Origin of the sequence: uncultured Arenimonas sp. (genome assembly GCF_963976025.1) — a bacterium.
Taxonomy (GTDB): Bacteria; Pseudomonadota; Gammaproteobacteria; order Xanthomonadales; family Xanthomonadaceae; genus Arenimonas.
Genome location: NZ_CAXBJS010000200.1, coordinates 1 through 4,638, shown reverse-complemented (window position 1 = coordinate 4,638; position 4,638 = coordinate 1). Strand labels below are relative to the sequence as shown.

The 4,638-nt window shown below is 67.7% G+C and carries 4 protein-coding genes; 2 read left to right on the top strand and 2 right to left on the bottom strand.

Going from position 1 to position 4,638, the window contains the following annotated elements; genetic code table 11:
- Nucleotides 1-256: 256 nt before the first annotated feature.
- On the bottom strand, nucleotides 257-844 hold the full coding sequence (locus AACZ35_RS12610; RefSeq protein WP_339829846.1) for an NfuA family Fe-S biogenesis protein: 588 nt from the start codon (nucleotides 842-844) through the stop codon (nucleotides 257-259).
- Between the two features lie 57 nt (nucleotides 845-901).
- On the opposite strand from AACZ35_RS12610, the gene AACZ35_RS12605 reads away from it, so the two are divergent.
- Nucleotides 902-1,246 carry a 4a-hydroxytetrahydrobiopterin dehydratase gene (locus AACZ35_RS12605; RefSeq protein WP_339829844.1) on the top strand — a complete coding sequence of 115 codons (345 nt, stop codon included), beginning with the start codon at nucleotides 902-904 and terminating at the stop codon, nucleotides 1,244-1,246.
- Between the two features lie 7 nt (nucleotides 1,247-1,253).
- On the opposite strand, the gene AACZ35_RS12600 is transcribed toward AACZ35_RS12605, so the two are convergent.
- Complete coding sequence (locus AACZ35_RS12600) at nucleotides 1,254-2,216, bottom strand: RluA family pseudouridine synthase (protein ID WP_339829842.1); 963 nt, start codon at nucleotides 2,214-2,216, stop codon at nucleotides 1,254-1,256.
- A 365-nt stretch (nucleotides 2,217-2,581) separates the two neighbouring features.
- Here AACZ35_RS12600 and AACZ35_RS12595 point away from each other — a divergent pair.
- Nucleotides 2,582-4,638 (top strand): Rne/Rng family ribonuclease (locus AACZ35_RS12595; RefSeq protein WP_339829840.1); only part of this gene is annotated, 2,057 nt, incomplete at its 3' end.

The following is a 4,638-nucleotide window of genomic DNA, read 5'->3' as shown; positions in this document are numbered from 1 at the left end:
GGCCCGAGTCCAGAACCCAGAACGCGAGCAAATGGCCGCCGGTGATGATCAGCCACAGGCCGATGCGCAGGCGCATCGGCATCGGGTCGGCGTCGGGGATCGGTCGCCAGCGATGATCGGCATCGACCAGGGCCTGCGCGGGATCGGGAGTCTCGATGTCTTCGGTCACGGTCCACGCGCGGGTAATAGGCCCGGAGAGACTAACGGCCCACCCTGAAAAAAAACGGTTAAGCGGGGCGATGACCCGCCGCGGCGTTCAGCCCCGGGCTATGTAAGGAGCGCTGCCGGTGCTGTGGTCGGTGGCGTCGCGCACGGCGGTGACTTCGGGGAAGCGGGCCATCATCTGCTTCTCGATGCCCTGCTTGAGCGTCACGTCGGCCATGCCGCAGCCGTGGCAGCCGCCGCCGAAACGAAGATAGACCACGCCGTCGGCGTCGATCGAATCCAGCGCCACCCGGCCCTTGTGCGAAGCCAGCTGCGGATTGATCTCAGACTCGATCAGCCAGCGCACGCGTTCGACCAGGCTGGCATCGGTGCCCGGGGTTTCGCCCTTGATGCGCGGCGCGCGGATATTGAGCTGGCCGCCGGTGGCGGTGCTGGCGTAGTCGATTTCGGCCGAATCCAGGTAGGGCACGCTGGCGCCGTCGACGAACAGCGTGAAACCCTCGCATTCGATCGCCCACTCGTCGCCGAGCAGGTCGCCGTTGTCGCAGAACTCCAGGCGCGCATCGGCGCGCGGCGTGCCCGGCTCGACGGCGGACAGGCGGATGCCGACGGCATCGCCGCCCTGGGTTTCAAGCAGGCGGCGGAAATAGGTCTGGGCGTTTTCGGACAGGTTGATCATGGCGTGCATTCTAACGCCGGGGCCTATACTTGGCTGCTCCCGCACCGGAACGCTGTCATGACCACGATCAATGAACTCGCCGATCGCCGCTGCCAGCCGCTCAAAGGCCCCCGGCACCTGCTCGACGCCCCGTCCGTGTCCGCGCGCCTGTCCGCCCTGCCCGGCTGGACGCTGGCCGACGAGGGCCAGGCGATCACCAAGACCTTCCGCTTCAAGGACTACTACCGGACCATGGCCTTCGTGAACGCCCTGGCCTACGTGGCCCACGCCGAAGACCACCATCCGGACCTGGGCGTGCACTACGACCGCGCCGTGGTGCGCTATTCCACCCACGACGTCGGCGGCTTGAGCGAAAACGACTTCACCTGCGCCGCCAAGGCCGAATTGCTGGCCGGCGAATAACCAGGGCTCAGCCCAGGCGATTGAGCACCGCCACCAGGTCGTCCGACAGCGGCGCGTTGATCAGATAGGGCTTCGTGCCCTTCTCCAGCGCGAACTCGATCGATGCCGCGTGCAGGAACAGCCGGCGCAGCCCGGCCTGTTCAGCCAGCCGCTTGTTGGCTTCGCGGTCGCCGTATTTTTCGTCGCCTGCCACCGGATGGCCCAGGTGGGCGGCGTGCACGCGGATCTGGTGGGTGCGGCCGGTTTCGATGCGCACCTCGCAGAAGCTGTGGCCGCCGCGGCGTTCGAGCACCTTCACGTGGCTGACCGAAGGTTTGCCGGAGGCATCGACCCGCACCATGCGCTCGCCGCCCTGCAGCACCGACTTCTGCAGCGGCGCGTCCACGGTGAGGGTGCCGTTGGGCACGCGGCCGACCAGCAGCGCCAGGTAGCGCTTAGAGGGACCTTCGTCGTCTTCGCCGGCGCGCATCAGGGCCTGCAGCTCCAGCAGGGCCGAACGTTTCTTGGCCAGCACCAGCACGCCGGAGGTGTCGCGGTCGAGCCGGTGCACCAGCTCCAGGGGCTCGCCCGGGCGCATGGCCCGCAGCGCCTCGATAACGCCGAAGCTGATGCCGCTGCCACCGTGGGTGGCGATGCCGCTGGGCTTGTTGATCGCCAGCAGGGCCTTGTCCTCGAAGACGATGCTGGCGGCCAGGCGCTCGAGCATGCCCTTGGGCGGGGTCCGGACCTCGCCGGCTTCGGCCAGGCGCACGGGCGGGATGCGCACTTCATCGCCCCCGGACAGGCGGCTGTCGGCCTTGGCCCGCTTGCCATTGATACGCACCTGGCCGCTGCGCACGAGCTTGTAAACGAGGCTCCGGGGGGCGCCCTTGAGCTGCAGCAGCAGGAAATTGTCCAGCCGCTGGCCGTCCCGGTCCTCCGGGACCCGGACCAGTCTCACACCGGTCGAGACTTGTTCGTTTGCCGCCATGGGGGTTGCCCCTATACAATCACTGCGCGAGATAACGTCCTGATTTCGCAGGGGCTCCCCGGCCAAAAGCCGACCCCTGAGAATCCCGAGGAACCGCTACCACACCCCACGGGGGTGACCATGTTAGCCGGTGCCGAAGGCGGACGGATATTGCCGCAGGCTTGCGAGCCTGCGAACACCGGACGCCGCGAGGCGGGGTCCGGGCCCTAAGACCGAACAAACAAAACAAGCGCTCCCGTGGGTACGCCCAAGGTTTGTAGCGCTGGAAGTTCCTGCCAGGCCCGGGTGCGCAATGCGCCCCAGGCCCGAAACATCGGGCGCGGACCCCGGCGTTCCTCGCGGTACGAGCGCGTGAGGAATCCACCATGAAGCGTATGCTGATCAATGCCACGCAGGCTGAAGAACTGCGCGTGGCGATCGTCGATGGCCAGAACCTGTACGACATCGACATCGAGCAGCCCTCGAAGGAACAAAAGAAGTCCAACATCTACAAGGGCCGCATCGTCCGGCTCGAACCCTCGCTTGAAGCCGCCTTCGTCGAATACGGCGGCGAGCGCCACGGCTTCCTGCCGCTCAAGGAAATCTCCCGCGACTACTTCGTCCCCGGCGTCGACCCGAACAAGGCCGGCCTGAAGGAATTCCTGCGCGAAGGCCAGGAAGTGGTCGTGCAGGTCGAAAAGGAAGAACGCGGCAACAAGGGCGCCGCCCTGACCACGTTCATCTCCCTGGCCGGCCGCTACATGGTGCTGATGCCCAACTCCCCCACCGCCGGCGGCGTTTCGCGCCGGGTCGAGGGTGACGACCGCGCCGCCCTGAAGGAAGCGATGGACGCGCTGACCATTCCCGAGGAAATGGGCGTGATCATCCGCACCGCCGGCGTCGGCCGCGCCGCCGACGAACTGCAGTGGGACCTCGATTACCTGCTGCAGGTCTGGAAGTCGATCACCGACGCCGCGCTGTCCAAGCCGGCCCCGTTCCTGATCTACCAGGAATCGCGCCTGATCATCCGCGCCCTGCGCGACTACCTGCGCGCCGACGTCGGCGAGATCCTGGTCGATACCCAGGAAATGTACGACGAGGCCCGCGACTTCATGCAGTCGGTGATGCCGCAGAACCTGCGCAAGCTCAAGTTCTACGAAGACCCCACCCCGCTGTTCAACCGCTACCAGATCGAATCGCAGATCGAAGGTGCCTACGAGCGCCAGGTGCGCCTGCCCTCGGGCGGCTCGATCGTGGTCGACCAGACCGAGGCCCTGACGGCCATCGACGTCAACTCGGCGCGCGCCACCAAGGGCGGCGACATCGAAGAAACCGCGTTCAACACCAACCTCGAAGCCGCCGACGAAGTGGCCCGCCAGATGCGCCTGCGCGACCTGGGCGGCCTGGTGGTCATCGACTTCATCGACATGGCCTCGGGCAAGCACCAGCGCCAGGTCGAAGAGCGCCTGCAGGTGGCCCTGAAGCAGGACCGCGCCCGGGTCCAGATCGGCCGCATCTCCCGCTTCGGCCTGCTTGAGATGAGCCGCCAGCGCCTGCGCCCGAGCCTGGGCGAGTCCAGCCAGGTGGTTTGCCCGCGCTGCGAAGGCCACGGCCGCATGCGCAGCGTCGAATCGCTGTCGCTGTCGATCCTGCGCCTGGCCGAAGAACACGCGATGAAGGAAAACACCGGCCAGGTGCTGGTGCAGGCCCCGCCGGAAATCGCCAACTACCTGCTCAACGAAAAGCGCCGCGCCCTGGTCGAGATCGAGACCCGGCACGACGCGCCGGTGGTGGTGGTCGCCGACGACCAGCTCGAGACCCCGCACTTCAACATCAGCCGCCTGCGCGACAACGAACTTGGCGAAGACAGCGCCCGTCCCAGCTACCACCGCACCACGCCGCGCAAGCTGGCCGTGCACGCGCTGACCAAGTCGCACATCAACGTTCCCGACATGCCGGCCGTGACCGCCGTGCGCCCGCCGAACCCGGCGCCGGTGCGCGAGGAAGCGCCGGAGCCGGTAGCGGCGGCGCTGCCCGCGGCCATGCAGGCCCCGGTGGCCAAGCGCGGCTTTTTCGCCCGCCTGGCGGCGCTGTTCGCCGGCGACGAAACGCCGGCGGCCGAAGAAAGCAAGAAGCCCCGCCGCAATGATCGCGGCGAGCGCGGTGAACGCGCCGAACGCGGTGGCCGTCGCGAACGCGGCGGTCGTCGCGACCGCATCGAACGCGATCGTGGCGGCAAGGCCGCCCAGCAGCCGGCCAAGACCAAGACGCCCAAGGCCGAACGCAGCGAAGAGCAGAAGCGCCAGGACGAGGCCAAGCGCGCCGAGGCCCAGCAGCGTCGCGAAGAGAACCAGAAGAAGGAAGCCGAGCGTCGCGAACAGCAGCGCCTGGAAAACCTCAAGCGCGAAGAAGAGCGCCGCGAGGCCCGGGAGGCGCGGCAGGG